General features: G+C 65.6%; 19 protein-coding genes. 18 read left to right on the top strand and 1 reads right to left on the bottom strand.

The genetic code is table 11. From position 1 onward, the window contains the following. Positions 1 to 22 precede the first annotated feature (22 nt). From ACODSM_RS12115 to ACODSM_RS12200, 18 genes are all read left to right on the top strand, one after another. Positions 23 to 751 (top strand): TetR/AcrR family transcriptional regulator, encoded by a 729-nt coding sequence (locus ACODSM_RS12115; protein ID WP_488805425.1) that lies wholly within the window; start codon positions 23 to 25, stop codon positions 749 to 751. Positions 752 to 755: 4 nt separating this feature from the next. After that, complete coding sequence (locus ACODSM_RS12120) at positions 756 to 2,552, top strand: acyl-CoA dehydrogenase C-terminal domain-containing protein (RefSeq protein ID WP_488805426.1); 1,797 nt, start codon at positions 756 to 758, stop codon at positions 2,550 to 2,552. 45 nt (positions 2,553 to 2,597) lie between these two features. Beyond that, positions 2,598 to 3,035: a DUF2147 domain-containing protein gene (locus ACODSM_RS12125; protein WP_110961461.1), complete on the top strand. Its 438-nt coding sequence runs from the start codon at positions 2,598 to 2,600 to the stop codon at positions 3,033 to 3,035. A gap of 66 nt (positions 3,036 to 3,101) precedes the next feature. After that, positions 3,102 to 5,504, top strand: coding sequence for a 3-hydroxyacyl-CoA dehydrogenase/enoyl-CoA hydratase family protein (locus ACODSM_RS12130; protein WP_488805427.1), 2,403 nt, complete (start codon positions 3,102 to 3,104; stop codon positions 5,502 to 5,504). 11 nt (positions 5,505 to 5,515) lie between these two features. Further along, a complete protein-coding gene (locus ACODSM_RS12135) occupies positions 5,516 to 6,025 on the top strand; it encodes a DUF4442 domain-containing protein (protein ID WP_291445196.1) in 510 nt (169 codons plus the stop codon). 12 nt (positions 6,026 to 6,037) lie between these two features. Continuing rightward, positions 6,038 to 7,237: an acetyl-CoA C-acyltransferase gene (locus ACODSM_RS12140; RefSeq protein ID WP_488805428.1), complete on the top strand. Its 1,200-nt coding sequence runs from the start codon at positions 6,038 to 6,040 to the stop codon at positions 7,235 to 7,237. Between the two features lie 218 nt (positions 7,238 to 7,455). Continuing rightward, on the top strand, positions 7,456 to 8,343 hold the full coding sequence (locus tag ACODSM_RS12145) for an alpha/beta hydrolase family protein (RefSeq protein ID WP_488805429.1): 888 nt from the start codon (positions 7,456 to 7,458) through the stop codon (positions 8,341 to 8,343). Positions 8,344 to 8,370: 27 nt separating this feature from the next. Further along, positions 8,371 to 9,231 carry an acyl-CoA thioesterase gene (locus tag ACODSM_RS12150; protein ID WP_476016131.1) on the top strand — a complete coding sequence of 287 codons (861 nt, stop codon included), beginning with the start codon at positions 8,371 to 8,373 and terminating at the stop codon, positions 9,229 to 9,231. Between the two features lie 75 nt (positions 9,232 to 9,306). Continuing rightward, on the top strand, positions 9,307 to 10,083 hold the full coding sequence (locus tag ACODSM_RS12155; protein WP_488805430.1) for an enoyl-CoA hydratase: 777 nt from the start codon (positions 9,307 to 9,309) through the stop codon (positions 10,081 to 10,083). A gap of 1,094 nt (positions 10,084 to 11,177) precedes the next feature. Continuing rightward, entirely contained in the window at positions 11,178 to 11,927 is a 750-nt protein-coding gene (locus ACODSM_RS12160; RefSeq protein WP_488805431.1) for a TetR/AcrR family transcriptional regulator, read from the top strand. Between the two features lie 28 nt (positions 11,928 to 11,955). After that, complete coding sequence (locus tag ACODSM_RS12165) at positions 11,956 to 12,885, top strand: SDR family oxidoreductase (protein WP_488805432.1); 930 nt, start codon at positions 11,956 to 11,958, stop codon at positions 12,883 to 12,885. After that, positions 12,882 to 14,495: an acyl-CoA carboxylase subunit beta gene (locus tag ACODSM_RS12170; RefSeq protein WP_488805433.1), complete on the top strand. Its 1,614-nt coding sequence runs from the start codon at positions 12,882 to 12,884 to the stop codon at positions 14,493 to 14,495. The genes ACODSM_RS12165 and ACODSM_RS12170 overlap by 4 nt, the downstream gene beginning before the upstream one ends. Before the next feature lie 23 nt (positions 14,496 to 14,518). Further along, a complete protein-coding gene (locus ACODSM_RS12175; protein WP_488805434.1) occupies positions 14,519 to 15,649 on the top strand; it encodes a DNA alkylation repair protein in 1,131 nt (376 codons plus the stop codon). A 53-nt stretch (positions 15,650 to 15,702) separates the two neighbouring features. Then, positions 15,703 to 16,881, top strand: coding sequence for an acyl-CoA dehydrogenase family protein (locus ACODSM_RS12180; protein WP_488805435.1), 1,179 nt, complete (start codon positions 15,703 to 15,705; stop codon positions 16,879 to 16,881). Between the two features lies 1 nt (position 16,882). Continuing rightward, positions 16,883 to 17,692 carry an enoyl-CoA hydratase/isomerase family protein gene (locus ACODSM_RS12185; RefSeq protein ID WP_488805436.1) on the top strand — a complete coding sequence of 270 codons (810 nt, stop codon included), beginning with the start codon at positions 16,883 to 16,885 and terminating at the stop codon, positions 17,690 to 17,692. Beyond that, positions 17,689 to 19,623, top strand: a complete 1,935-nt coding sequence (locus tag ACODSM_RS12190; protein WP_488805437.1) for an acetyl/propionyl/methylcrotonyl-CoA carboxylase subunit alpha — start codon at positions 17,689 to 17,691, stop codon at positions 19,621 to 19,623. Before ACODSM_RS12185 ends, ACODSM_RS12190 begins: the two co-directional genes overlap by 4 nt. Further along, positions 19,620 to 20,792, top strand: a complete 1,173-nt coding sequence (locus ACODSM_RS12195; RefSeq protein WP_488805438.1) for an acyl-CoA dehydrogenase family protein — start codon at positions 19,620 to 19,622, stop codon at positions 20,790 to 20,792. Before ACODSM_RS12190 ends, ACODSM_RS12195 begins: the two co-directional genes overlap by 4 nt. An 18-nt stretch (positions 20,793 to 20,810) precedes the next feature. Beyond that, a complete protein-coding gene (locus tag ACODSM_RS12200; RefSeq protein WP_488805439.1) occupies positions 20,811 to 21,704 on the top strand; it encodes a beta-keto acid cleavage family enzyme in 894 nt (297 codons plus the stop codon). 221 nt (positions 21,705 to 21,925) lie between these two features. Here ACODSM_RS12200 and ACODSM_RS12205 read toward each other — a convergent pair whose 3' ends face one another. After that, positions 21,926 to 22,198, bottom strand: coding sequence for a hypothetical protein (locus ACODSM_RS12205; protein ID WP_488805440.1), 273 nt, complete (start codon positions 22,196 to 22,198; stop codon positions 21,926 to 21,928). Between the last annotated feature and the right edge of the window lie 366 nt (positions 22,199 to 22,564).

Here is a 22,564-nt window from a genome sequence, read left to right on the forward strand (position 1 = left end):
ACGTTCGTTTTTATTCGTGCCCATGTCCTCCACCCCCGAATCCCGCCAGGTCACCCGCATTCCGCGCGCTCGCAGCGGTACGGGCCGTGCACTGCAAAAGGGCCAACAGACCAAGGCGGCCATCGTCGAGGCAGCGCTGGGCCTGGCCACCCACATCGGGCTGGAGGGCCTCTCCATCGGGGCGCTGGCCGACGTCACGGGCATGAGCAAGTCGGGCGTGTTCGCCCACTTTGGCTCGCGCGAAGAGCTGCAGATCTCCGTGATCCGCGAATACCACACCCGCTTCGAGCAGGAAGTGTTCTACCCCGCCATGTCCGCCCCGCGCGGCGTGGCGCGTTTGTCGGCCCTGTTCGACAACTGGATGAAGCGCACCTCCATCGAAATCGACTCGGGCTGCATCTACATCAGCGGTGCGGTCGAGTTTGACGACCGCACCGGCCCTGTGCGCGACGCGCTGGCCAGCTCGGTGCTGACCTGGCATGCCGCCATGCGCCGCGCTATCGAGCAGTGCAAGGAGCTGGGCGAGCTGCGGGGCGACACCAAGGAAGAGCAGATGCTCTTCGAGATCCACGGCCTCATCCTCGCGCTGCACTACGAAGCGCGGTTCCTGCAGACCCCCGGCTCCATCGACCGGGCCGTCGTGGGCTTTCACAACATCCTGGCGCGTTACAGCGCGCCCGCGGCCGCCGCCAAGGCACCCACGGTGGTGCGCCGCAAAGTTTCCAACCAAACCACCCCATCCAAGGAGTAAACCCATGCCTACCTATACGCCGCCCCTGCGCGACATGCAATTCGTCATGCACGAAGTGCTCAAGGTGAGTGATGAATTCAAGGCGATGCCCCCCCACGCCGAAGTGGATGTGGACACCATCAACGCCGTGATCGAAGAGGCCGGCAAGTTTGCTGCCGAAGTCGCGTTCCCGCTCAACATCAGCGGCGACACCGAAGGCTGCGTGCTGAACAAGACCACGCACGAAGTGAAGACCCCCACCGGCTTCAAGGACGCGTACGCCAAGTACGTGGAAGGCGGCTGGGCGGCGCTGAGCTGCGATCCGGCCTATGGCGGCCAGGGCCTGCCCTTTGTGCTGAACCAGTGCCTGTACGAGATGCTGAACTCGGCCAACCAGGCCTGGACGATGTACCCCGGCCTGTCGCACGGCGCGTACGAAGCCCTGCACGCCCACGGCACCGACGCCCAGAAGGCCCTGTACCTGCCCAAGCTCACCAGCGGCGAATGGACCGGCACCATGTGCCTGACCGAACCCCACTGCGGTACCGACCTGGGCCTGATGCGCACCAAGGCCGAACCCCAGGCCGATGGCACCTACAAGATCACCGGCAACAAGATCTTCATCAGCGCTGGTGAGCACGACATGGCCGCCAACATCGTTCACCTGGTGCTGGCTCGCCTGCCCGATGCGCCCAAGGGCAGCAAGGGCATCAGCCTGTTTGTGGTGCCCAAGTTCAATGTCAATGCCGACGGCTCCCTGGGCGAGCGCAACCCGATCTTCTGCACGGGCCTGGAGCACAAGATGGGCATCCACGGCAACGCCACCGCGCAGATCGCGCTGGACGGCGCCATCGGCACCATGGTGGGCCAGCCCAACAAGGGCCTGGCCGCGATGTTTGTGATGATGAACGCCGCCCGCCTGGGTGTGGGCAACCAGTCGCTGGGCCTGACGGAAGTGGCTTACCAGAACGCTCTGGCCTATGCCAAGGACCGCATCCAGTCGCGCAGCCTGTCGGGCCCCAAGGCCAAGGACAAGGACGCCGACCCCATCATCGTGCACCCCGATGTGCGCAAGATGCTGCTCACCGCCAAGGCCTATGCCGAAGGTGGCCGCGCGCTGCAAATCTTCTGCACGCTGCTGCTGGACAAGGTGCACAGCCACCCCGATGAAAAGGTGCGCAAGGACTCCGAAGAACTCGTGGCCCTGCTGACCCCCATCGTCAAAGCCTTCATCACCGACAACGGCCACATCTCCACCAACGCGTGCATGCAGGTCTTCGGTGGCCACGGCTTCATCAAGGAATGGGGCATGGAGCAGTACGTGCGGGACAACCGCATCAACATGATCTATGAAGGCACCAACACCATCCAATCGCTGGACCTGCTGGGCCGCAAGGTGCTGGGCAACAACGGCGCCACGCTGAAAAAGCTGGGCAAGCTGATTGGCCAGCTGGTGGAGGAAGAGGGCGTGAACGAGCGCATGGCCGAGTTCATCAACCCCGTGGCCATGCTGGGTGACCAGATGACCAAGTTCACCACCGAGATCGGCTTCAAGGGCATGCAAAACCCCGACGAAGTGGGCGCTGCTGCGGTGGACTATCTGCGCGTGGCCGGACACATGGTGTTCGGCTACCTGTTCGCCCGCATGGCCCAAGTCGCCCTGCGCGAGATCGCCGCCGGCAACACCGACCCGTTCTACGGCGCCAAGCTGCAGACCGCACGTTTCTACTTCGCCAAGCTGTTCCCCGAGACCGCCACGCTGATGCGCACCGCTCGCGCCGGCAGCAAGGTGCTGATGGACACCGATCTGGCCCTGGCCTGATCGGTGCCGGATGCGGATTTCAAGCCTTTTTGCCAGGGAGCGCAGATGTTCAAAGCGGTAGCAGCTATTGTTTTGGTAGCGGGCGCGCTGCCGGCCTGGGCGCAGATGACGCCCGAAGGCCTGTGGCGCAACATCGATGACAAGACCGGCGAGGCCAAGGCCGAGATCCGCATCCGCGACATTGGCGGCGGCGTGCTGCACGGAGCGCTCGAAAAGCGCCTGTCCAAGGACGCCAAGCCCGATGAGGTCTGCGACGAATGCTCGGACGACCGCAAGGGCAAGCCCATTCTCGGGCTGGAGATCATCCGTGGCGCCAAGAAGGCCGACGGCAAAGAAGTGTGGGAGGGCGGCAAGATTCTCGACCCTGAGAACGGTCGCAACTACACCCTGCGCATGACCCCCATCGAGGGCGGCAAGAAGCTCGAAGTGCGCGGCTCGATCGGCCCGTTTGGTCGCACGCAAACCTGGATCCGCGTCCAGTAAACCCCATTCCCGTGGCCGCGCGCACCCCAGCGGTGTCGCGCAGCGCCCCAACCAGGAACCCAACCCATGTCCCGATTCCAAGTGAAAAAAGTCGCCGTGCTCGGCGCAGGCGTGATGGGCGCGCAGATCGCCGCCCACCTCGTCAACGTGAAGGTGCCCGTGGTGCTGTTCGACCTGCCCGCCAAGGAAGGCCCCAAGAACGGCATCGTCACCAAGGCCGTCGAAGGCCTGAAAAAGCTCAAGCCCTCGCCCCTGGGTGTGGCCGACGACGCGGCGCTGATCCAGCAGGCCAACTACGAAGAGCACATGCACCTGCTCAAGGAATGCGACCTCGTGATCGAGGCCATTGCAGAGCGCATGGACTGGAAGCTCGACCTGTACACCAAGATCGCCCCACACGTGGCCAAGCACGCCATCCTGGCGTCCAACACCTCGGGCCTGTCGATCACCAAATTGAGCGAAGTGCTGCCCGAGAGCATCAAGCCCCGTTTCTGCGGCATCCACTTCTTCAACCCCCCGCGCTACATGACGCTGGTGGAGCTGATCAACACGCCCACCACCCAGCCCGAAGTGCTGGACCAGCTCGAAGCCTTTGTCACCAGCGGCCTGGGCAAGGGCGTGGTGCGCGCGCACGACACCCCCAACTTCGTCGCCAACCGCGTGGGCATCGCCGGCATGCTGGCCACGATGAAGGAAGTCGAGAACTTCGGCCTGACCTATGACGTGGTGGACGACCTCACGGGCAAGAAGCTGGGCCGCGCGTCGAGCGGCACCTTCCGCACCGCCGACGTGGTGGGCCTGGATACCATGGCCCACGTCATCAAGACGCTGCAGGACAACCTGAGCATCGAGACCGACCCGTTCTACGAAAGCTTTGGCACGCCCGCCGTGCTGAAGAAGCTGCTGGAACTGGGCAACCTGGGCCAGAAGACCAAGGCCGGTTTCTTCAAGAAGGTCGGCCGCGACGTGATGCGCTTCGAGCTCGAAAGCGAAGAGTACGTGCCCGCCGGTCAGAAGGCCGACGAGGTGTATGCGCGCATGCTCAAGAAGCCCGCCGCCGAACGCCTGCGCCTGCTGCGCAACGCCGAAGGCGCGCCCGGCCAGTTCCTGTGGGCCATTTTGCGCAACAGCTTCCACTACGCCGCCGTGCACCTGGGCACCATCGCCGACAACGCCCGCGACGTGGACCAGGCCATGCGCTGGGGCTTTGGCATGAAGCAAGGCCCCTTCGAGCTGTGGCAAGAAGCCGGTTGGCTCGAAGTCGCGAAGATGATTCAGGAAGACATCGACGCTGGCAAGGCGCTGTGCAAGGCGCCGCTGCCCGAGTGGGTCTTCAGGGGCCCCGTGGCCGAAGCCGGTGGCGTGCACACCGCGCAAGGCTCGTGGAGCGCGTCGCAGGGCAAGTTCGTGCCACGCCGCCAGCTGCCTGTGTACGAGCGCCAGATCTTCCCCGAGGCGCTGTTGGGCGAGACCAGCCTGCCCGACTGGCGCACCGCTGGCACCACCATTGCCGAATCGAAGGCCCTGCGCACCTGGACGCTTGATGGCCAAGTGCTCATCGCCAGCATCAAGAACAAGATGCACGCCATCAGCCCCGAAGTGATGGAAGCGCTGATGGAAGCCCTGGAACTGGCCGAGGCCGAGTACCAGGGCATGGTGATCTGGTCTGGCGACGCGCCTTTCAGCGTAGGTGCAGATCTGGAAGCCACGATGCCCGCCTTCATGGTCGGCGGCGCCGATGCGGTCGAAAGCATCGAGCAAGAGCTGCAGAACCTGATGCTGCGCATCCGCTACGCGCAGGTGCCCGTGGTGGCTGCCATCCATGGCATGGCGCTGGGCGGTGGCTGCGAGCTGGCCGTGTATTCGGCCAAGCGCGTGGCGCACATGGAAAGCTACATCGGCCTGGTCGAAGTGGGCGTGGGCCTGGTGCCCGGCGCTGGTGGCCTGACCTACATCGCCCGCCGCGCGGCCGAGAACATGGCAGCTTCCACATCCAAGGACATCCTGCCCTTCCTGACCGAAGGCTTCACCGCCGCCGCCATGGCCAAGGTGGGCACTAGCGCGCTCGAATCGCGCAAGCTGGGCTACCTGCTGGACAGCGATGTCATCGTGCCGCACAAGGATGAGCTGCTGTTTGTCGCCATCAACGAAGCCAAGTCCATGGCCGCGAGCGGCTGGCGTGCGCCGCACAAGCGCCTGTTCCCCGTGGCGGGCCGCAGCGGTCTGGCCACCATCAAGGCGCAACTGGTGAACATGCGCGACGGCGGCTTCATCAGCGCCTACGACTTCAAGATCGGCGCCATGATCGCCGAGGTGGTCTGTGGCGGTGATGTGGATGCGGGTTCGATGGTGAGCGAGGAATACCTGCTCACGCTGGAGCGCAAGGTGTTCTGCCACCTGATCGCACAGCCCAAGACGCACGAGCGCATCCTCGGAATGCTCTCCACGGGCAAGCCTGTTCGTAACTGATCGGCGTCACCATGACGAGCCCAACCCCCAACAAACTCCAGCGCTCGCTGATGCGCCTGGACGAGGCGCCCGCCTTCATGCGCGGCTTCGTGCAGAACATCATCCTGCGCCGGGCCGTGCCCTTCACCGGCACGGCCGGGGTGAAGTTCGTGTCGCTCACGCCCGAGCGTGTCGAGGTGCACCTGGCCAACGAGCGCCGGGTGCAGAACCACATCGGCGGCGTGCACGCGTCTGCCATGAACCTGCTGGCCGAAACGGCCACCGGCATGGTGGTGGGCATGAACGTGCGCGACGACTGCCTGCCGCTGGCCAAGGAGCTTTCCATGGCGTTCAAGAAGCGCGCCACGGGCGGCCTCAAGGCCGTGGCCACGCTCACTGCCGAGCAGCGCGCCGCCATGTTGGCCAGTGACAAGGGCGAGGTGCAGGTGAAAGTCACCGTCACCGACGAAGCCGGTGTGGAGCCGGTCGAATGTGTATTTACGTGGGCCTGGGTTCCTTCCAGCCGCCCCCCCAAGAATTGAAGGAGTTTCACCATGGCTCAAAAACAAGTCCAGGACGCCTACATCGTCGCCGCCACGCGCACCCCTATCGGGCGCTCGGGCCGCGGCTATTTCAAGAACACCCGCCCCGACGACCTGCTGGTCGCCGCCATCAAGAGCGCCATGCTGCAGGTGCCCACGCTGGACCCCAAGGCGATTGAAGACGCCATCATTGGCTGCTCCTTCCCCGAAGGCGAGCAGGGCATGAACATGGCCCGCATTGCGATGGGCCTGGCGTTTGACCACCCCGTGGGCGGCGTGACGGTGAACCGTTTTTGTGCATCGGGCATCACCGCGCTGCAGATGGCCGCCGACCGCATCCGCGTGGGCGAAGCCGACGTGCTGATCGCCGGCGGCGCCGAGTCCATGAGCCTGGTGCCCATGGGCGGCAACAAGCCCTCGTTCAACGCCGAGATCTTTGCGAAGGACGAAAACGTGGGCATCGCCTACGGCATGGGCCTCACGGCCGAAAAGGTCGCCCAGCAGTGGAAGGTGAGCCGCGAAATGCAGGATGCGTTCGCCCTCGAATCCCACTTGCGCGCCATCAAGGCTCAAAAGGCCGGTGAGTTCACCGACGAAATCACGCCCTTCGAGATCGTGGAGCGGTCGCCCAACCTCGCTACCGGCGAAGTGGTGGAAAAGCGCCGCACCGTGAGCCTGGACGAAGGCCCACGCCCCGATACGTCTCTGGAAGGCCTGGCCAAGCTCAAGCCCGTGTTTGCAGCACGCGGCAGCGTCACGGCAGGCAACAGCTCGCAGACCAGCGATGGCGCCGGTGCGCTCATCGTGGCAAGCGAAAAGGCGGTCAAGCAGTTTGGCCTGACGCCTCTGGCGCGTTTCGTTAGCTACGCCGCGCGTGGCGTGCCGCCCGAGATCATGGGCATCGGCCCGATCGAGGCGATTCCGGCCGCGCTGCGCTATGCGGGCTTGAAGAGTGACGACATTGGCTGGTACGAGCTGAACGAAGCCTTTGCGGCGCAGTCGCTGGCCGTGATCAACACGCTGGGCCTGAACCCTGCGAACGTGAACCCGATGGGCGGCGCGATTGCGCTGGGGCATCCGCTGGGCGCGACCGGTGCGATTCGTGCAGCGACTGTGGTGCATGCGCTGCGTCGGCACAAGCTGAAGTACGGCATGGTCACGATGTGTGTAGGGACAGGCCAAGGCGCCGCCGGCATCATCGAAGCTCTTTGAGTTAGCTGGCTACTGCGCGGGCCATCTGCGTCGTTGGGCGGTGCTCGGAATCCTCACGTACCGCAAGTACCTTCCGGTTGCTGCGCTCCGTCCGCCTAGCAGCTGATCCCGCTCGCTACGCCTTTGAGGGCGGAGTGTGAAGGCAGGGGGAAGTGCACTGCCTGTTTTTGTTTTCCATTCAAGCCGGCGCAGATCGGCATTGAGCTAAGGAGACAGACATGAACAAGCAAACCTTGCAGGTCAACGGGGCAGTGTCTTTGGCGCTGCGTGTCTACGAACCCCAAGGCGCTCCGCGCGCCAGCGTCGTGATCGGCGGCGCGATGGGGGTGCGGCAGTCGTACTACGAGGCCTTTGCGTTGTGGATGGCGCAGCAGGGGTTTCGTGTCACCACCTTTGATTACCGGGGGCATGGCGATTCGCTGCAGGGCGCCATGCGCGATGTGAAGGCGGATCTGTTTGACTGGGCGCAGGACTACGAGGCGGTGATTACAGCCGCCAAGGCCGCGCTGCCGTCGCAGCCGCTGTATTTGCTGGGCCACAGCCTGGGCGCGCAATTGCCAGGGCTGCTCAAGAAGCCCGAGCAGGTGGCGGGCCTGCTGAGCGTGGCCGCAGGCAGCGGCTACTGGCGTGACAACGCGCCGCAGCTCAAGCGCATCGTTCCGTATTTCTGGTGGGTGCTGGTGCCGCTGGCCACGCGGCTGTGCGGGTACTTTCCGGGGCGCACGCTCAAGAAGGTGGGCGACCTGCCTGCGGGTGTGATCCTGCAGTGGCGGCGCTGGTGTCTGGACCCCGCTTACAGCGTGGGGGCTGAGGGGCCTGCGGTGGCGCGGAGTTATGGCGCGGTGCGGTTCCCGGTGCTGGCGCTGTCGATGGCGGACGACGAGCTGATGACCTTGCGCGGCACGCACAACCTCGTCAACCTGTACGTCAACACCGAACGCCGCGTGGAGAGCATCACGCCCGCCGATGTGAAGGTGCGGCGCATCGGGCACTTCGGTTTCTTTCGCGACCAGTTCCGCCAGAGCCTGTGGCCGCGTGCGGCGGCAGCGCTGGCGGCGTTGGGCGGCGGTGTATCGCACGCCGAAGTCTCCGGCACGACGGCCTGAGCGGTGGTTTCGCGGCACACTCGCAGCATGACTTCTTCCTCCCATTCTTCCACTGCGTCTGCTGCCCATCCGCTGGACGATGCGGTACAGCTGACAGCCTCGTCCTCTCCTGCGCCGGGCCAGTACGAAGGGCAAACCCACCCTGGCTACTGGAACATGGTCGGCCCGTTCGGCGGCGTCACCGCTGCCACGCTGCTGCAGGCCATCTTGCAGCACCCGGACCGGCTGGGCGATCCGCTGTCGCTCACCGTCAACTACGCGGGCGCTTTGACCGCTGGTGCGTTCACCGTGCAGGCCACGCCCGTGCGCACCAACCGCTCGACCCAGCACTGGACGCTGTCGATCCTGCAGGCGGGTGATGATGGCGCCCAGGTGGTCACCACCACGGCCACGGCCGTCACCGCCGTGCGGCGCGAGACCTGGAGCGTGGGCGATGTGCCCATGCCCGAAGTGCCTGCACCATCGGCACAGCCCGCAATTCCCCCGGGCTTTGGCGTGGAATGGCTCAACCGCTACGAGATGCGCCCCGTCACCGGCGCCATTCCGCGCGAGTGGGACGGCAGTGGCGACCACAGCCTGACCCAGCTGTGGATGCGCGATGCGCCACCCCGTCCGCTGGACTTTGTGGCGCTGGCGGCCCTGGCCGATGTGTTCTTTCCCCGCGTGTGGCTGCGCCGTGCGCGCCATGTGCCGGCAGGCACGGTGTCGATCACGGTCTACTTTCATGCGAGCGCCGCACAGCTGCAGGCCACGGGCACGGGTTATCTTCTCGGCCAGGCGCGCGGGCAGGAGTTCCGCAACGGCTTTTTTGACCAGACCGTGCAGCTGTGGAACGAAGCGGGCACCATGCTCGCCACCAGCCACCAGATCGTTTACTACAAGGAGTAGGGAGTCGGCCTGTTGCCCTGCGCCGTGCACCATTCCTCTCGTTCACATCCATCAGACCCCGGAACCTTCACCACCATGACCGAAGCCACCCAAGACATCCTCGTCCACTCCGAAGCGGGCGTGACCACCATCACCTTCAACCGCGTGGACAAGAAGAACTCCATCACGCGCAACATGTACGCCGCCATGGCTGATGCGCTCGATGCCGCCAAGGCGGATGCCAGCGTGCGCGTGGTGGTGTTCCAGGGCGACGTTGCCATCTTCAGCGCGGGCAATGACATTGGCGACTTCTTGCAGCAGCCACCCGCCACGCAGGACTCGCCCGTGTTCCGTTTTCTGCGCGGCATCGCCACCTTTCCCAAGCCTGTGATCGCTGCAGTCTGCGGCCCTGCCGTGGGCATCGGCACCACCATGCTGTTCCACTGCGACCTGGTCTATGCGGGCGACAACGCGGCGTTCTCCATGCCATTCGTGAACCTGGGCCTGTGCCCTGAGGCAGCATCGAGCCTGCTGGTGCCGCAGATGCTCGGGTACCACCGCGCGGCGGAGGCTTTGCTGTTGGGCGAGCCCTTCATGGCCGAGGCGGCCCTGGAAGTGGGACTGGTGAACCGCGTGGTGCCGCCCACCGAATGCAATGGGGTGGCACAGGCGCAGGCAAAGAAGCTGGCGGCCAAGCCGTTGTCGTCGCTCATCGAAACCAAGCGGTTGATGAAGGGCGGGCAGACAGCGAAGGTGCTCGAGGTGATGGCGGAAGAGGGTGAGAGCTTTGGGCGCATGTTGCGTGAGCCTGCAGCGCGGGAAGCGTTCTCGGCTTTTATGGAAAAACGCAAGCCAGATTTCAGCAAGAGCTGAAATCTGGGGAGCCGCGCAGCGGCGTGGACTGCGTAGCAGGCCAGCGTTTTCGCAAAAAGAGAAAGCCTGATTTCAGCGCGGTTTGAGTCGTTGGTTCTGATGTTTTTTTGGCTGCTGGCGCTTCTACACAAAGCGCTGGCAGCTATTGTTTTTATAGTTTTTTCTCGTCCCATCCGTTCGGGTTGGGCCTGTCGATGCTTTTGTGCGGCGGCTACCGCATGCCCGTTTTGAGTGCGGGAGCCGGGAGTCGCCCGGCGTGCGAGTAACTTTCTTTTGCTTCGCCAAAAGAAAGTCACCAAAGAAAAGGCGACCCCCAGTCTGCGACCCCTGCGCTTCGCTCCGGGGCAAACCTGCGTCGTGTCGGCTGCGGGGTGCGCCGTGGAACTCGCTTTGCGCTACGCGCGCCGCTCGGACAGCCACGGCGAGTCAGTTCACGAAGCATGGGCGCTTCGACGCCCATGCCCACCCCGCAACCGCCCCGCCGCAGGCGCAGCCAGCAGGGGTGGACAGCCGAACATCCAAACAACCGAACAGCCGGACATCCATTCGGGCCATTGCTGCGCTCGGCCTAGCCTGCGCAGCGCGTGGCGCGTGCGCCCGCGAGACGGGGCCGAGCGCAGCGCAGCGAAGCAATGGCCCGTGTGGATGTCCGTTTTGGGGTTCCCTTCTGCGCGTGCCGAGAAGCGCAGGGCAGGGGGTGCGTGCGTGTGCCGAAGGACACACGCACTTCGTGCACTGACTTGCCGCAGTTGTTTGAACGGAGCGCGTAGCGCGCAGTGAATTCTGCGGCGCACCCCCTGTCCGAGCATCGCAGGTTGCCCGTAGCGCAGCGAAGGGACGCGCGCAGTAGGGTCGCCCTTTCTTTGGTAACTTTCTTTCGGCGAGACGAAAGAAAGTTACTCGCACGCCGGGCGACTCCCGGCCTCCGCTCTTCGCATAGGCATGTCATCTGCTTTCAAATGAATAGCAAATCAGGCAATAGATACAAGCGCTTCACCTCGAATAGCACTTCATGGCAAGCTTGATGGAACAAGCCATCTATTTTTACAAAGCACTTGCTTGCTAAAAATAAACAGTTTTGCTATCGTGCCCGCATGGATTCACCCATGCCGCGCACCAGCGCCATCGCCCCCGCTCCCAAGAACCCCCCGGCCCGCCCCCGCAGCAAGGCCGCAGCCTCCTCCAGCGCCAATTCCGCACCCAACGCAACCCCTGCAGAGCCAACCCCCACCCGTCGCCCCCGCGGCCGCCCCCGCAAAACCGCCGAAGAACTCGACGACGGCAACCGCCGCCGCAAGCTCATGGACGGTGCCGCCAAGCTCTTCCGCACCCAGGGCTTTGCCGCCACCAGCACGCGCGACATTGCGGCGGCGGCAGGCATGCACAGTGGCTCGCCCTTCTACCATTTCGAAAGCAAAAGCGCGCTGCTCTACGCCGTGATGAGCGAGGGCATGACCATGGCCGCGCAAAGCCAGCAGCAGGCACTCGATGCACTGCCCGCCAAGGCCACACCACGCGAACAGCTGCACACACTCATTCGCCACCATTTCGAGATCCTGCTCGGCCCGCGCAGCAGCTTTATCCCCGTGATGTTGTACGAATGGCGCTCGCTCACGCCTGCGCAGCGCAAGGGCATTGCCCGCATCAAGGACAGCTACGAGGCCACCTGGATGCCCGTGCTGGAAGCGCTGGCACAGCAGGGCGCCCTGCAGGCCGAGCCCGGTGTGGCGCGGCTGTTGATCTTTGGGGCGCTCAACTGGGCGGTGCAGTGGTTCTCTCCCAAAAAGGGCAAGTCGCTTGACGCGCTCACCGATGAGGCCCTCGCCTTGTTCATCCGTTCATAACAAACAACCCCATCAAAGCAGAGTCACCATGGCCCCCACCGCGCGCATCGCCTACCAGTCTGTGTTTGCTCCGGGCCTGTTCCAGGGGCAGGTGGTGGTGGTCACCGGCGGCGGCTCGGGCATAGGCCGTTGCACGGCGCACGAACTGGCGCACCTGGGCGCGCATGTGGTGCTGGTGGGGCGCAAGCCTGAGAAGCTGCTGGCCGTGGCCGAAGAGATCACTACCGATGGCGGTCGCGTGTCCTGCCAGGTGTGCGACATCCGCTCGGAAGAAGGCGTGGTCGCGCTGGTGCAACAGATCCTTGCTGCGCAGGGCCGCATCGATGCGCTGGTCAACAACGCGGGTGGGCAGTTCATGGCGCCGCTCGAATCCATCAGCGCCAAGGGCTGGGAGGCCGTGTTGCACACCAACCTCACCGGCGGCTTTCTCATGGCGCGCGAGTGCTACCGGCAGTGGATGGCATCGCACGGTGGCTCCATCGTCAACATCGTGGCCGATATGTGGGGCTCCATGCCGGGCATGGGGCACAGCGGCGCGGCGCGTGCGGGCATGGTCAGCTTCACCGAAACCGCCGCGCTGGAATGGGCGCACAGCGGCGTGCGCGTGAATGCGGTTGCGCCGGGCTACATCGCCTCCAGCGGCATGGACAACTACCCGCCCGAGGCGGCAGACATGCTGCGTGCCATGCCGCGCACGGTGCCGCTCGGCCGCTTTGGCAACGAGGCCGAGGTGTCGGCGGCCATCACCTTTTTGCTCAGCCCGGCAGCCAGCTTCATCAGCGGCACCGCGTTGCGGGTGGACGGCGCACGGCCCCAGGTGCGCATGGGCTGGCCGCAGCGCCCGCCCGGTGCCACTGCCGCAGCACACCTGGCCGTGCGGCCGTTTGACGGCTTTCATCGCGCGCAGGTGCCGCAGGTGTTTGCACCTTCCCACACCCCCAAGACCGAGGCCGTATGACCGCCGTCTTCACCTCCCGATTCAACCCAGGCGGCTCCGAGGCCGCGCAGCGCCGCGCGGCGCTGCAGGCCCGCCTGGATGCCCTGCGCGCGCTGGAAGAGCGTGCCGCCGCCGCCTCGGCCCGGTCGCTGCCCCAGTTTGAAAAGCGCGGCCAGCTGTTGCCGCGCCAGCGTGTGGCCCTGCTGCTGGACGCGGGTGCACCCTGGTTGCCGCTGTGCACGCTGGCGGGCTACCTGCAGGACGTGAGAGACCCCGAGAAGTCCGTGCCCGGTGGCGGAATGATTGCTGGTATTGGTTTTGTCAGCGGTGTGCGCTGCATGGTGGTGGCCAGCGACTCGGGCATCGAGGCCGGTGCCATCCAGCCCATGGGCCTGGAAAAGATTCTGCGCGTGCAGGAAATCGCGCTGCAAAACCGCTTGCCGTTCATCCACTTGGTGGAGAGCGCAGGCGCCAACCTCATGCGCTACCGGGTGGAGGGCTTTGTGCACGGTGGCACGCTGTTCCGTAACCTCGCGCGGCTGTCGGCGGCGGGCATTCCGGTGATCACCGTACAGCACGGCTCGGGCACTGCAGGCGGCGCCTACATGCCCGGCCTGTCGGACGTGGTCATCATGGTGCAGGGCCGCTCGCGCGCGTTTCTGGCCGGGCCGCCGCTGCTCAAGGCGGCTACCGGCGAGATCGCAACGGAAGAAGAACTGGGCGGGGCCGAGATGCACACTGCCGTCTCGGGCCTGGGCGAATACCTGGCGCAGGACGACCGCGAGGCCATCGGCCTGGCACGCGATGTGGTCGCGCAGCTGGGGTGCAACATGCCCCCGCGAACCAGCGCACCCGGCCCCACCTTGCCTGCCGACGATCTGCTGTCCCTGATGTCCGCAGACCTGCGCCAACCTGTGGACATGCGCGAGGTGATGGCGCGGCTGGTGGACGGCTCCGAACTGCTCGAATTCAAGGCCCGCTACGGCATGGCAACCCTGTGCGCGCAGGGCCACATCCAGGGCCATGCGGTGGGCTTCATCAGCAACAACGGCCCCATCGATGTGGCGGGCGCCAACAAGGCAACTCACTTCATCCAGTGGATGTGCCAGCTGGGCCACCCCATCATCTATCTGCAGAACACCACGGGCTACATGGTGGGCAAGGACAGCGAGCAGGGCGGCATGATCAAGCACGGCAGCAAGATGATCCAGGCGGTGACCAACGCCACCGTGCCGCAGATCACCATCCAGTGCGGCGCCAGTTTTGGCGCGGGCAACTATGGCATGTGCGGGCGGGGCTATGCACCGCGCTTCCTGTTCAGCTGGCCCGGCGCCAAGACGGCGGTGATGGGCGGCGAGCAGGCCGCGCGCACCATGCAGATCGTGACCGAGGCGGCGCTCGTGCGCAAAGGCATCACGCCCGACCCGGCCGAATCGCAGGCCCAGTTCGACAAGATCGTCGCCATGTTCGAGGCCCAGGCCGATGCGTTCTACACCAGCGGCCTGCTGCTAGACGACGGCGTGATCGACCCGCGCGAAACGCGCGCCGTGCTGGCGTTTTGCCTGGACACCTGCGCCGAGGCCCAGGCCCGCACGCTGCGGCCCCTGAGCTTTGGCGTGGCGCGGATGTAGGCGCTTCGCACGCAATCTCCCCGATGGCCGAGCCTCTCAAATACCTGCTGAATGACACCGTGCCCCCGCGCATCGCGGCCATGGTGCGGCGCGCGTGGCGCAAGTTCGATACCACTGCGTTTCTGCAGCAGGTAGAGCCCGGCTACGAATCGCTGGAGCTGATGGCGCGCGGCCAGCGCATTGCGCAGGCCCTGCAGGCCCACCTGCCGCAAGACGTGCCGCGCGCGTTGGGTGTGCTGGTCGATTCGATGGACCCACCCATGGGCCTGGACGCGGCGGGCGAGCCTGATGCGGGTGACCGCCCTTACAGCGCCTTTTTGTACCTGCCCCACAGCATCTACATCGGCACACACGGCCTGCCGCATTTCGAGGCGGCCATGGCCGCGCAGCACGCGCTCACCCAGCGCTTTACGGCGGAGTTCTGCATTCGCCCCTACCTGCTGCACCGGCAGGGCGACACGCTCGCGCGGCTGCGCGACTGGGCGCAGGACGACAACGCCCATGTGCGCCGTCTGGTGAGCGAAGGCACGCGGCCCCGCCTGCCCTGGGCGCCGCGCCTGCCAGCATTCCAGGCCAACCCGCAGCTGGCCTTGCCGTTGCTCGGTGCGCTCAAGGACGACCCATCGTCTTACGTGCGCCGCTCGGTCGCCAACCACTTGGGCGACATCGCCAAGGACCACTCCGACCTGGCCGTGGGCACCGCGCGCACCTGGCTGCAGGGCGCACCCGCACCGCGTGAAGCCCTGGTGCGCCACGGCCTCCGCTTTCTCATCAAACGTGGCGACGCTGGCGCGCTCGATGCCCTGGGCGTGGGCCATGCCGCGGCGCTGGATGTGCGTGCCGCCCGCGTGGTGCCCGAGCGCGCGCGCATTGGCGACAAGGTGCGCATCGAGGCCGAGCTGCACAACCCCACACCCCAGGCCCAGCGCGTGCTGGCTGACCTCAAGGTGCACTACGTCAAGGCCCACGGCGGTGCGGCGCCCAAGGTGTTCAAGCTGCAGACGCTGGACATACCTCCCGGCGCCACCGTGGCCGTGGGCAAGACGCTGTCGCTGCAGCAGATGACCACACGCACCCACTACCCCGGCGCGCACCACGTGGAGCTGGTGCTCAACGGGCGGCCCCAGCCGCTGGGGCAGTTTCAGCTTTCGTGATCGAGGTTTGCAGGCACACCAACACACAAACGCAACAGCAGGAGACAAGCACCATGCAGTTCACGCACGAGCACCGCGAGATCCAGAAAACCCTTAAGCGCTTCATCGACGAAGAGATCAACCCCCATGTGGATGAGTGGGAGGCGGCCGAGATCTTCCCCGCGCACGAGGTCTTCAAGAAGATGGGCAACCTGGGCCTGCTGGGCCTGTGTAAGCCCGAGGAATATGGTGGCCAGGGGCTGGACTATTCATACAGCCTGGCCATGGCCGAGGCGCTGGGCCACATTCACTGCGGCGGCGTGCCCATGGCGATTGGCGTGCAGACCGACATGTGCACCCCGGCGCTTGCGCGCTACGGCAGCGAAGAGCTCAAGCGCCAGTTTCTGGCGCCAGCCATTGCGGGCGACATGGTGGGCTGCATCGGCGTGAGCGAACCGGCGGCGGGCAGCGATGTGTCGGGCATCAAGAGTGTGGCGCGCAAGGATGGGGACGACTACGTGATCACCGGCCAGAAGATGTGGATCACCAACAGCCTGCAGGCCGACTGGATGTGCATGCTGGTCAACACGGGCGACGGACCCGTGCACAAAAACAAAAGCCTGGTGATGGTGCCCATGCGCGATGGTCCTAACGGCAAGCTCACCAAGGGCATTGAAGTGGCGCAGAAGATCCGCAAGATCGGCATGCACAGCAGCGACACCGGGCTGATCTACTTTGACGAAGTGCGTGTGCCGCAGCGCTATCGCATCGGTGCCGAAGGCCAGGGATTCATCTACCAGATGCAGCAGTTCCAGGAAGAGCGTCTGTGGTGCGCCGCCAGCACGCTCGAATCGCTGAACCACTGCATCCAGTGGACCATCGACTACGCGCAGGAGCGCAAACTGTTTGGCAGCACGCTGGCCGACCAGCAGTGGGTGCAGTTCAAGCTGGCCGAGCTCAAGACCGAGGTCGAAGCCCTGCGCGCGCTGACCTACCGCGCCTGCGACCTGTACGTGAACGGCCAGGACGTGCTGGAGCTGGCCAGCATGGCCAAGCTCAAGGCTGGCCGCCTGAACCGCGAGGTGCCCGACACTTGCCTGCAGTTCTGGGGCGGCATGGGCTACACGCTGGAGAACAAGGTCTCGCGCATGTACCGCGACGGGCGGCTGGCGTCCATCGGCGGCGGGGCCGACGAGGTAATGCTCGGCATCCTGTCCAAGCTCATGGGCATCGCCAAGCGGCCCGTGCACTGACATGGCCGATTCGCTGTTGATCGACCGCGCGCCGCTGGCCAGCGGCTGTGTGGAAACCTGGACGCTCAACGACCCGGCCAGCCGCAATGCGCTGTCCGAGGCGGTGGTTGACGGTTTGATAGCCGCGTGTGAGCGGGCTGCAACCGATGCCGACCTGCGAGGCGTGGTGCTGCGCGGCGCGGGCGGCCACTTTTGCGCGGGTGGCAGCCTGGGCGGCTTTGCCAAGACCATTGGCCAGCCCCTGGCTGCCGGCGAAGCCGACCCGCTGGTGCCCCTGAACCGCCGCTTTGGCGCGCTGCTGCAGGCCCTGTGTGCGCTGCCGCAGTGGCTCATCGTGGCGGTGGAGGGCGCGGCGATGGGGGGCGGCTTTGGGCTCGTTTGCTGTGCCGACCATGTGCTGGCCCACACAAGCGCGCAGTTCGCCACGCCCGAGGTAACGCTGGGCATCGTGCCTGCGCAGATCGCGCCCTTTGTGGTGCGGCGCCTCGGCCCGTCTGCTGCGCGGCGTTGTCTGCTGACGGGCGAGCGCTGGGATGCCGCGAAAGCTCAAATCGCGGGGCTGGTCGATGAGGTGGTGAGTGGCGACATGGAGGCTGCTGTGCAAGCCGCCATCGGACGCCATGCCGTCGCTGCGCCGCAGGCCGTGGCCGCTACCAAACGTTTGTTGCTGGCACAGCCCGAGACGCCGTTGCCTGCGCTGCTGGATGAGGCCGCCATCGCCTTTGCGCAGGCGCTGCGCGGGTCCGAGGCGCCGCAAGGTCTGGCTGCGTTTGCGGCACGCAAGGCGCCGCCCTGGAGTGCGAAGCCATGAAAAAGATACTCGTAGCGAATCGATCAGAGATCGCCCGCCGCATCATCCACACCGCCCACCGCGTGGGCATCGAAACGGTCGCGGTCTATTCCGACCCCGATGCCAACGCCCTGCATGTGCGCGAAGCCACTCAGGCCGTCGCGCTGGGCGGCGCAGCCAGCGCGGACACCTACCTGCGCATCGACAAGCTGCTGGCCGTAGCGCGAGCCACCGGCGCCGATGCCGTGCACCCTGGCTATGGCTTCCTCAGCGAGAACGCCGACTTCGCCCAGGCGGTGGTGGATGCGGGCCTGGCGTGGATCGGCCCACCACCCGCGGCCATCCGCGCCCTGGGCAGCAAGGCCGGTGCCAAGGCGCTGGCCCAGGCGCATGGCGTGCCCTGCCTGCCCGGCTATGCAGGGGAGGATCAGAGCGACGAGCGTTTTGCCGCCGAGGCTGCGCGCATCGGCACGCCCCTCATGGTCAAGGCCGTGGCGGGTGGGGGAGGGCGTGGCATGCGCCTAGTCACCGACCTGGCGCAGTTGGCTGCCGCACTGGCCAGCGCACGGTCGGAGGCGCTGGCGGGTTTTGGCTGTAGCGACCTGCTCATCGAACGCGCACTGTTGCAGCCGCGCCATGTGGAGGTGCAGATCTTTGCCGACGCTCACGGCGGATGCATCCACCTGGGCGAGCGCGACTGCTCGGTACAGCGCCGCCACCAGAAGATCATCGAAGAGTCCCCCAGCCCCGCCGTGGACGCAGCGCTGCGTGAGCGCATGGGCGCCTGCGCCGTGGCGCTGGCTCAGGCGGCTGGCTACGTAGGCGCGGGCACGGTGGAGTTTCTGCTGGATGGTGAAGACTTCTACCTGATGGAGATGAACACCCGCCTGCAGGTGGAGCACCCGGTGACCGAAGCGCTCACGGGGCTGGACCTGATGGAATGGCAAATCCGCGTGGCTCGGGGTGAGCCGCTGCCGCTCACGCAAGATCAGGTGCATCTGCAAGGCCACGCCATTGAGGTGCGCCTGTGTGCCGAAGACGCGCACTTCCGCCCCCACACCGGCCGCGTGCTGCAGTTCAGCGCACCGCCCGCCACCGCGTTTGAACGGGCTGCGCCGGGCGCGCTGCGCTTTGACCACGCGCTGGAGGAGGGCGTCGAGGTCACCCCCCACTACGACGCCATGCTGGGCAAGCTCATCGTGCACGCCCCCACGCGGCCCGAGGCCATCGCCGCGCTGGTGCGCGCGCTGCACAGCACCCGCGTGCTGGGCCTGCCCACCAACCGCGCGTTTCTGGCGGCCTGCCTGCAGCACCCCGTGTTTGCCAGCGGCCGGGCGCTGGTGCCCTTCCTGGCGGAGCATGTCCAGGAGTTGCAGCAATTGCTATCAAATAATGAGCTGTCAGCGCATATTCCTTCTGCGCTATCGGCCATTTTTGCTTCAAATCCGACGTCGGACCTGCCTTGTTCCATGGCCAGGCCCCTGCGGCTGCGCCACCAGGGCGAGGTGCACACCATCGCCGTGCGCGAGCTGGGCGGTGGGCGGCTGCAAGTGGAGCAGGCCGGGGCAGAATCTGTGACCTTGCAACTGCCCCAGCGCGGTGTCTATTCCGTGGCGGTGGGCCCGAGGCGCTGGCACTGGCAAACCGGCGGCGTGGACGGCTGGGTGGAAGACGCCTCGTGGGAGCCGGCAGCCCGCGCGGGCGCCGCCGGTGGCGCCACCGAATTGCGCGCCCCCTTCAACGGCAAGGTGGTCGCGCTGCCCGTGGCCGCAGGCCAGGCGCTGGCGGCGGGCGATACGGTGGTGGTCATCGAATCCATGAAGCTCGAACACAGCCTGGCCAGCTCCGCAGCCGCCATCGTGGCCGAGCTGCTGGTGGCCCCCGGCCAGCAGGTGTCGCCCGGCCAGGTGCTGGCCCGCTTTGCACCCGCCACGCAAGGAGCGCCCGCATGACCGCCACATCCGACGCAACCCCTGTGAGCGACGAAGACCGCACCGCCCTCACCGACACCGTCACCCGCTTTGCCCGCACCGAGATCGCGCCGCATGTGGACGCGTGGGACGCGGTCGGTGAATTCCCTCGCAGCCTGTACCGCCGCGCAGCCGACCTGGGCCTGCTGGGCTTTGGCTACCCCGAGCAGTACGGCGGCACGCTCGCCAGCTACCAGCTGCGCCTGCCGCTGTGGCGAGCGCTCAGCCGCCACGGGGCCAGCGGCGGCGTGCTGGCCAGCCTGTTCTCGCACAACATCGGCCTGCCGCCCGTGCTGGCGCATGGCAGCGACGCGGTGCGTGCCGAGGTCATCCCGCCCGTGCTGACGGGCGAGCAGATTGCCGCACTGGCGATTACCGAACCCGGTGGCGGGTCCGACGTAGCCCAGCTCAAGACCACCGCGCGGCGCGAGGGCGATGACTACGTCGTCAACGGCGAAAAGGTATTCATCACCTCCGGCATGCGCGCGGATTGGATCACCGTGGCGGTGCGCACCGGCGATGCTGGAAGCAAGGGCGCTGGGGGAATCTCCATGCTGCTCATCCCCGGCCATAGCGCAGGCCTGTTGCGCAGCAAGCTCGACAAGATGGGCTGGCTCTGCTCCGACACTGCCCACCTGCGTTTTGACAACGTGCGCGTGCCCGCCCGCTACCTGCTGGGCGAGGAGGGCGCAGGCTTTCGCATCATCATGGCCAACTTCAACGGCGAACGCTTTGGCCTGGCCGCATCGGCCCTGGGCTTTGCCGAGGCCTGTTACGACGAGGCCCTAGCCTGGGCCCGCCAGCGCAAGACCTTTGGCGCGGCGCTGGTGGAGCACCAGGTCATTCGCCACAAGCTGGTGGACATGCAGATGCGCATCCAGTCCACCGCCGCGTGGTGCGAATCCGTGGCCGCCCAGGCCGACGCGGGGCGCACTGGCCCCGATTGGGTCGCGCAGGTGTGCATGTTGAAGAACCACGCCACCCAAACCATGCAGTTCTGCGCCGACCAGGCCGTGCAGATCCTGGGCGGCATGGGCTTCATGCGTGGCACCGTCAGCGAGCGCATCTACCGCGAGGTCAAGGTCATGATGATCGGCGGCGGTGCAGAAGAAATCATGAAAGACCTGGCTGCACGACAGCTGGGCATTTGAATGAAGGAGACAGGCCCCATGCACAGCACCGACCACGGCAACAAAGCCATCATCACCTGCGCCATCACCGGCGTGCTGACGGACCCCGGTCAGCACCACGTGCCCGTCACGCCCGAGCAACTGGCCAAAGAAGCCCGCCGCGCGTATGACGCAGGCGCGGCCGTGGTCCACGTGCACTTTCGCAACCAGGAGCCCGGCAAGGGCCACCTGCCCAGCTGGGACCCGCAGGTCGCACGCGACTGCGTGCAGGCCATGCGCGAGGCCTGCCCGGGTTTGATCATCAACCAGACCACCGGCGTGGTCGGCCCCCACTACCAAGGCCCGCTGGATTGCCTGCGCGCCACCCGCCCCGAGATGGCCGCGTGCAACGCCGGCTCGCTCAACTACCTGAAGGTGCGCAGCAACGGCACCTGGGCCTGGCCGCCCATGCTGTTCGACAACCAGCCCGCCAAGGTCAAGGACTTCATCGACGTGATGCTGGAGACCGGCACGCTGCCCGAATTTGAATGCTTCGACGTAGGCATCGTGCGCTGCGTGGAGATGTATGTGCAGACCGGCATGTACACCGAGCGCCTGCCCGAATACAACTTTGTGATGGGCGTCGAATCCGGCATGCCGGCCGACCCGGACCTGCTGCCCATCCTGCTCAAGCTAAAGATCAAGGACGCCCCCTGGCAGGCCACCGTCATCGGTCGCAGCGAGATCTGGCCGGTGCACCAGCGCGTGGCCGAGCTGGGCGGGCATTTGCGCACGGGGTTGGAAGACACGTTCTATCTGCCGGATGGGGCGAAGGCGGATTCGAACGGGCCGTTGATTGAGAAGCTGGCGGAATACGCGAGGAATGCGGGGCGGGAGGTGGCTTCGCCGCAGGAGGCGCGGGGGATGTTGGGGTTGAAAGAAGCGGGCGTCTAGGAGGAGGTTTCCGCGCTGGTGGTGCAGTGTCCAGATCAGCCGCTGCGCGGGAGGCAATGAGCGGTTGCGCTTAACCCGTGACTCTATAGAGGCGACTAAAGTGCACGCCTGCAGTTCTTTCAACGCGGCGCTGAATCAGAACTTCGGCAAATTGATTGAGGCATGACCAATTTGCACTGAGTGAAGTAGTCAGGCTCCTGTTCAAGGTTGCCGAGGTGGCATTATTTCCTTTTCCCGGTCATTGCTGTATTCCACGAGACCAGTCGGGGGCTCTTGTTGTTACACATCCAGCGCTCAACACTTGCTGCAATGCCTTCCGGATCATCGCCCAATGCAGCAAAGCCAGAGAGCGGAGGCCCCAGGCGTTCGATAGCGGCGCGCAGATCATGGCCGTTGATGCACCGGACTTCGGAATCAGTCACGCTCGCATTGCGCAGTTCGATTTCCAAGTGTCGCCAACATTGGCTATGAAAGAGTTGGTTTTCGATCTTCAACCCAGTCTCATAATCTATCGCCGGTGATTCTCGCCAGCGATCACGCATGCGATTCCGAGAAATTCCAACATAGCGAATGACGCCGTCATGACGGCCTGCTACTAGATAAAGGCATGGGACACGGTCTCCCCAAAGCCCGGAATTCAGAACTGTGTACTTCGCTTGGAGCCATGGACCATAGCGCCCATCGGTCGGGGGGACATTCCGTCGCCAGCGTTTCCCTCCAAGGTTGTGAATGTGAATGACCGGTGTCGCTTTGCGGTAGATCTCGTTCGCGAGCTGCTCTGCTCGCTCTTGCGTAAGTGTGTTCATCCTTCAAATGAGTCGTACGAAGGATGGCGATGATAGTGATGCTTCAGATGAGTT

The organism is Acidovorax sp. FG42 (assembly GCF_057809195.1).

Excerpts from the sequence above, each read along its gene's own strand:
- ACODSM_RS12120 (WP_488805426.1), top strand. The coding sequence starts at position 756 with ATGCCTACCTATACGCCGCCCCTGCGCGACATGCAATTCGTCATGCAC.
- ACODSM_RS12150 (WP_476016131.1), top strand. The coding sequence starts at position 8,371 with ATGACTTCTTCCTCCCATTCTTCCACTGCGTCTGCTGCCCATCCGCTG.
- ACODSM_RS12140 (WP_488805428.1), top strand. The coding sequence starts at position 6,038 with ATGGCTCAAAAACAAGTCCAGGACGCCTACATCGTCGCCGCCACGCGC.
- ACODSM_RS12155 (WP_488805430.1), top strand. The coding sequence starts at position 9,307 with ATGACCGAAGCCACCCAAGACATCCTCGTCCACTCCGAAGCGGGCGTG.
- ACODSM_RS12145 (WP_488805429.1), top strand. The coding sequence starts at position 7,456 with ATGAACAAGCAAACCTTGCAGGTCAACGGGGCAGTGTCTTTGGCGCTG.
- ACODSM_RS12180 (WP_488805435.1), top strand. The coding sequence starts at position 15,703 with ATGCAGTTCACGCACGAGCACCGCGAGATCCAGAAAACCCTTAAGCGC.
- ACODSM_RS12175 (WP_488805434.1), top strand. The coding sequence starts at position 14,519 with ATGGCCGAGCCTCTCAAATACCTGCTGAATGACACCGTGCCCCCGCGC.
- ACODSM_RS12200 (WP_488805439.1), top strand. The coding sequence starts at position 20,811 with ATGCACAGCACCGACCACGGCAACAAAGCCATCATCACCTGCGCCATC.
- ACODSM_RS12195 (WP_488805438.1), top strand. The coding sequence starts at position 19,620 with ATGACCGCCACATCCGACGCAACCCCTGTGAGCGACGAAGACCGCACC.
- ACODSM_RS12125 (WP_110961461.1), top strand. The coding sequence starts at position 2,598 with ATGTTCAAAGCGGTAGCAGCTATTGTTTTGGTAGCGGGCGCGCTGCCG.
- ACODSM_RS12160 (WP_488805431.1), top strand. The coding sequence starts at position 11,178 with ATGGATTCACCCATGCCGCGCACCAGCGCCATCGCCCCCGCTCCCAAG.
- ACODSM_RS12135 (WP_291445196.1), top strand. The coding sequence starts at position 5,516 with ATGACGAGCCCAACCCCCAACAAACTCCAGCGCTCGCTGATGCGCCTG.
- ACODSM_RS12170 (WP_488805433.1), top strand. The coding sequence starts at position 12,882 with ATGACCGCCGTCTTCACCTCCCGATTCAACCCAGGCGGCTCCGAGGCC.
- ACODSM_RS12190 (WP_488805437.1), top strand. The coding sequence starts at position 17,689 with ATGAAAAAGATACTCGTAGCGAATCGATCAGAGATCGCCCGCCGCATC.
- ACODSM_RS12165 (WP_488805432.1), top strand. The coding sequence starts at position 11,956 with ATGGCCCCCACCGCGCGCATCGCCTACCAGTCTGTGTTTGCTCCGGGC.
- ACODSM_RS12185 (WP_488805436.1), top strand. The coding sequence starts at position 16,883 with ATGGCCGATTCGCTGTTGATCGACCGCGCGCCGCTGGCCAGCGGCTGT.
- ACODSM_RS12130 (WP_488805427.1), top strand. The coding sequence starts at position 3,102 with ATGTCCCGATTCCAAGTGAAAAAAGTCGCCGTGCTCGGCGCAGGCGTG.
- ACODSM_RS12115 (WP_488805425.1), top strand. The coding sequence starts at position 23 with ATGTCCTCCACCCCCGAATCCCGCCAGGTCACCCGCATTCCGCGCGCT.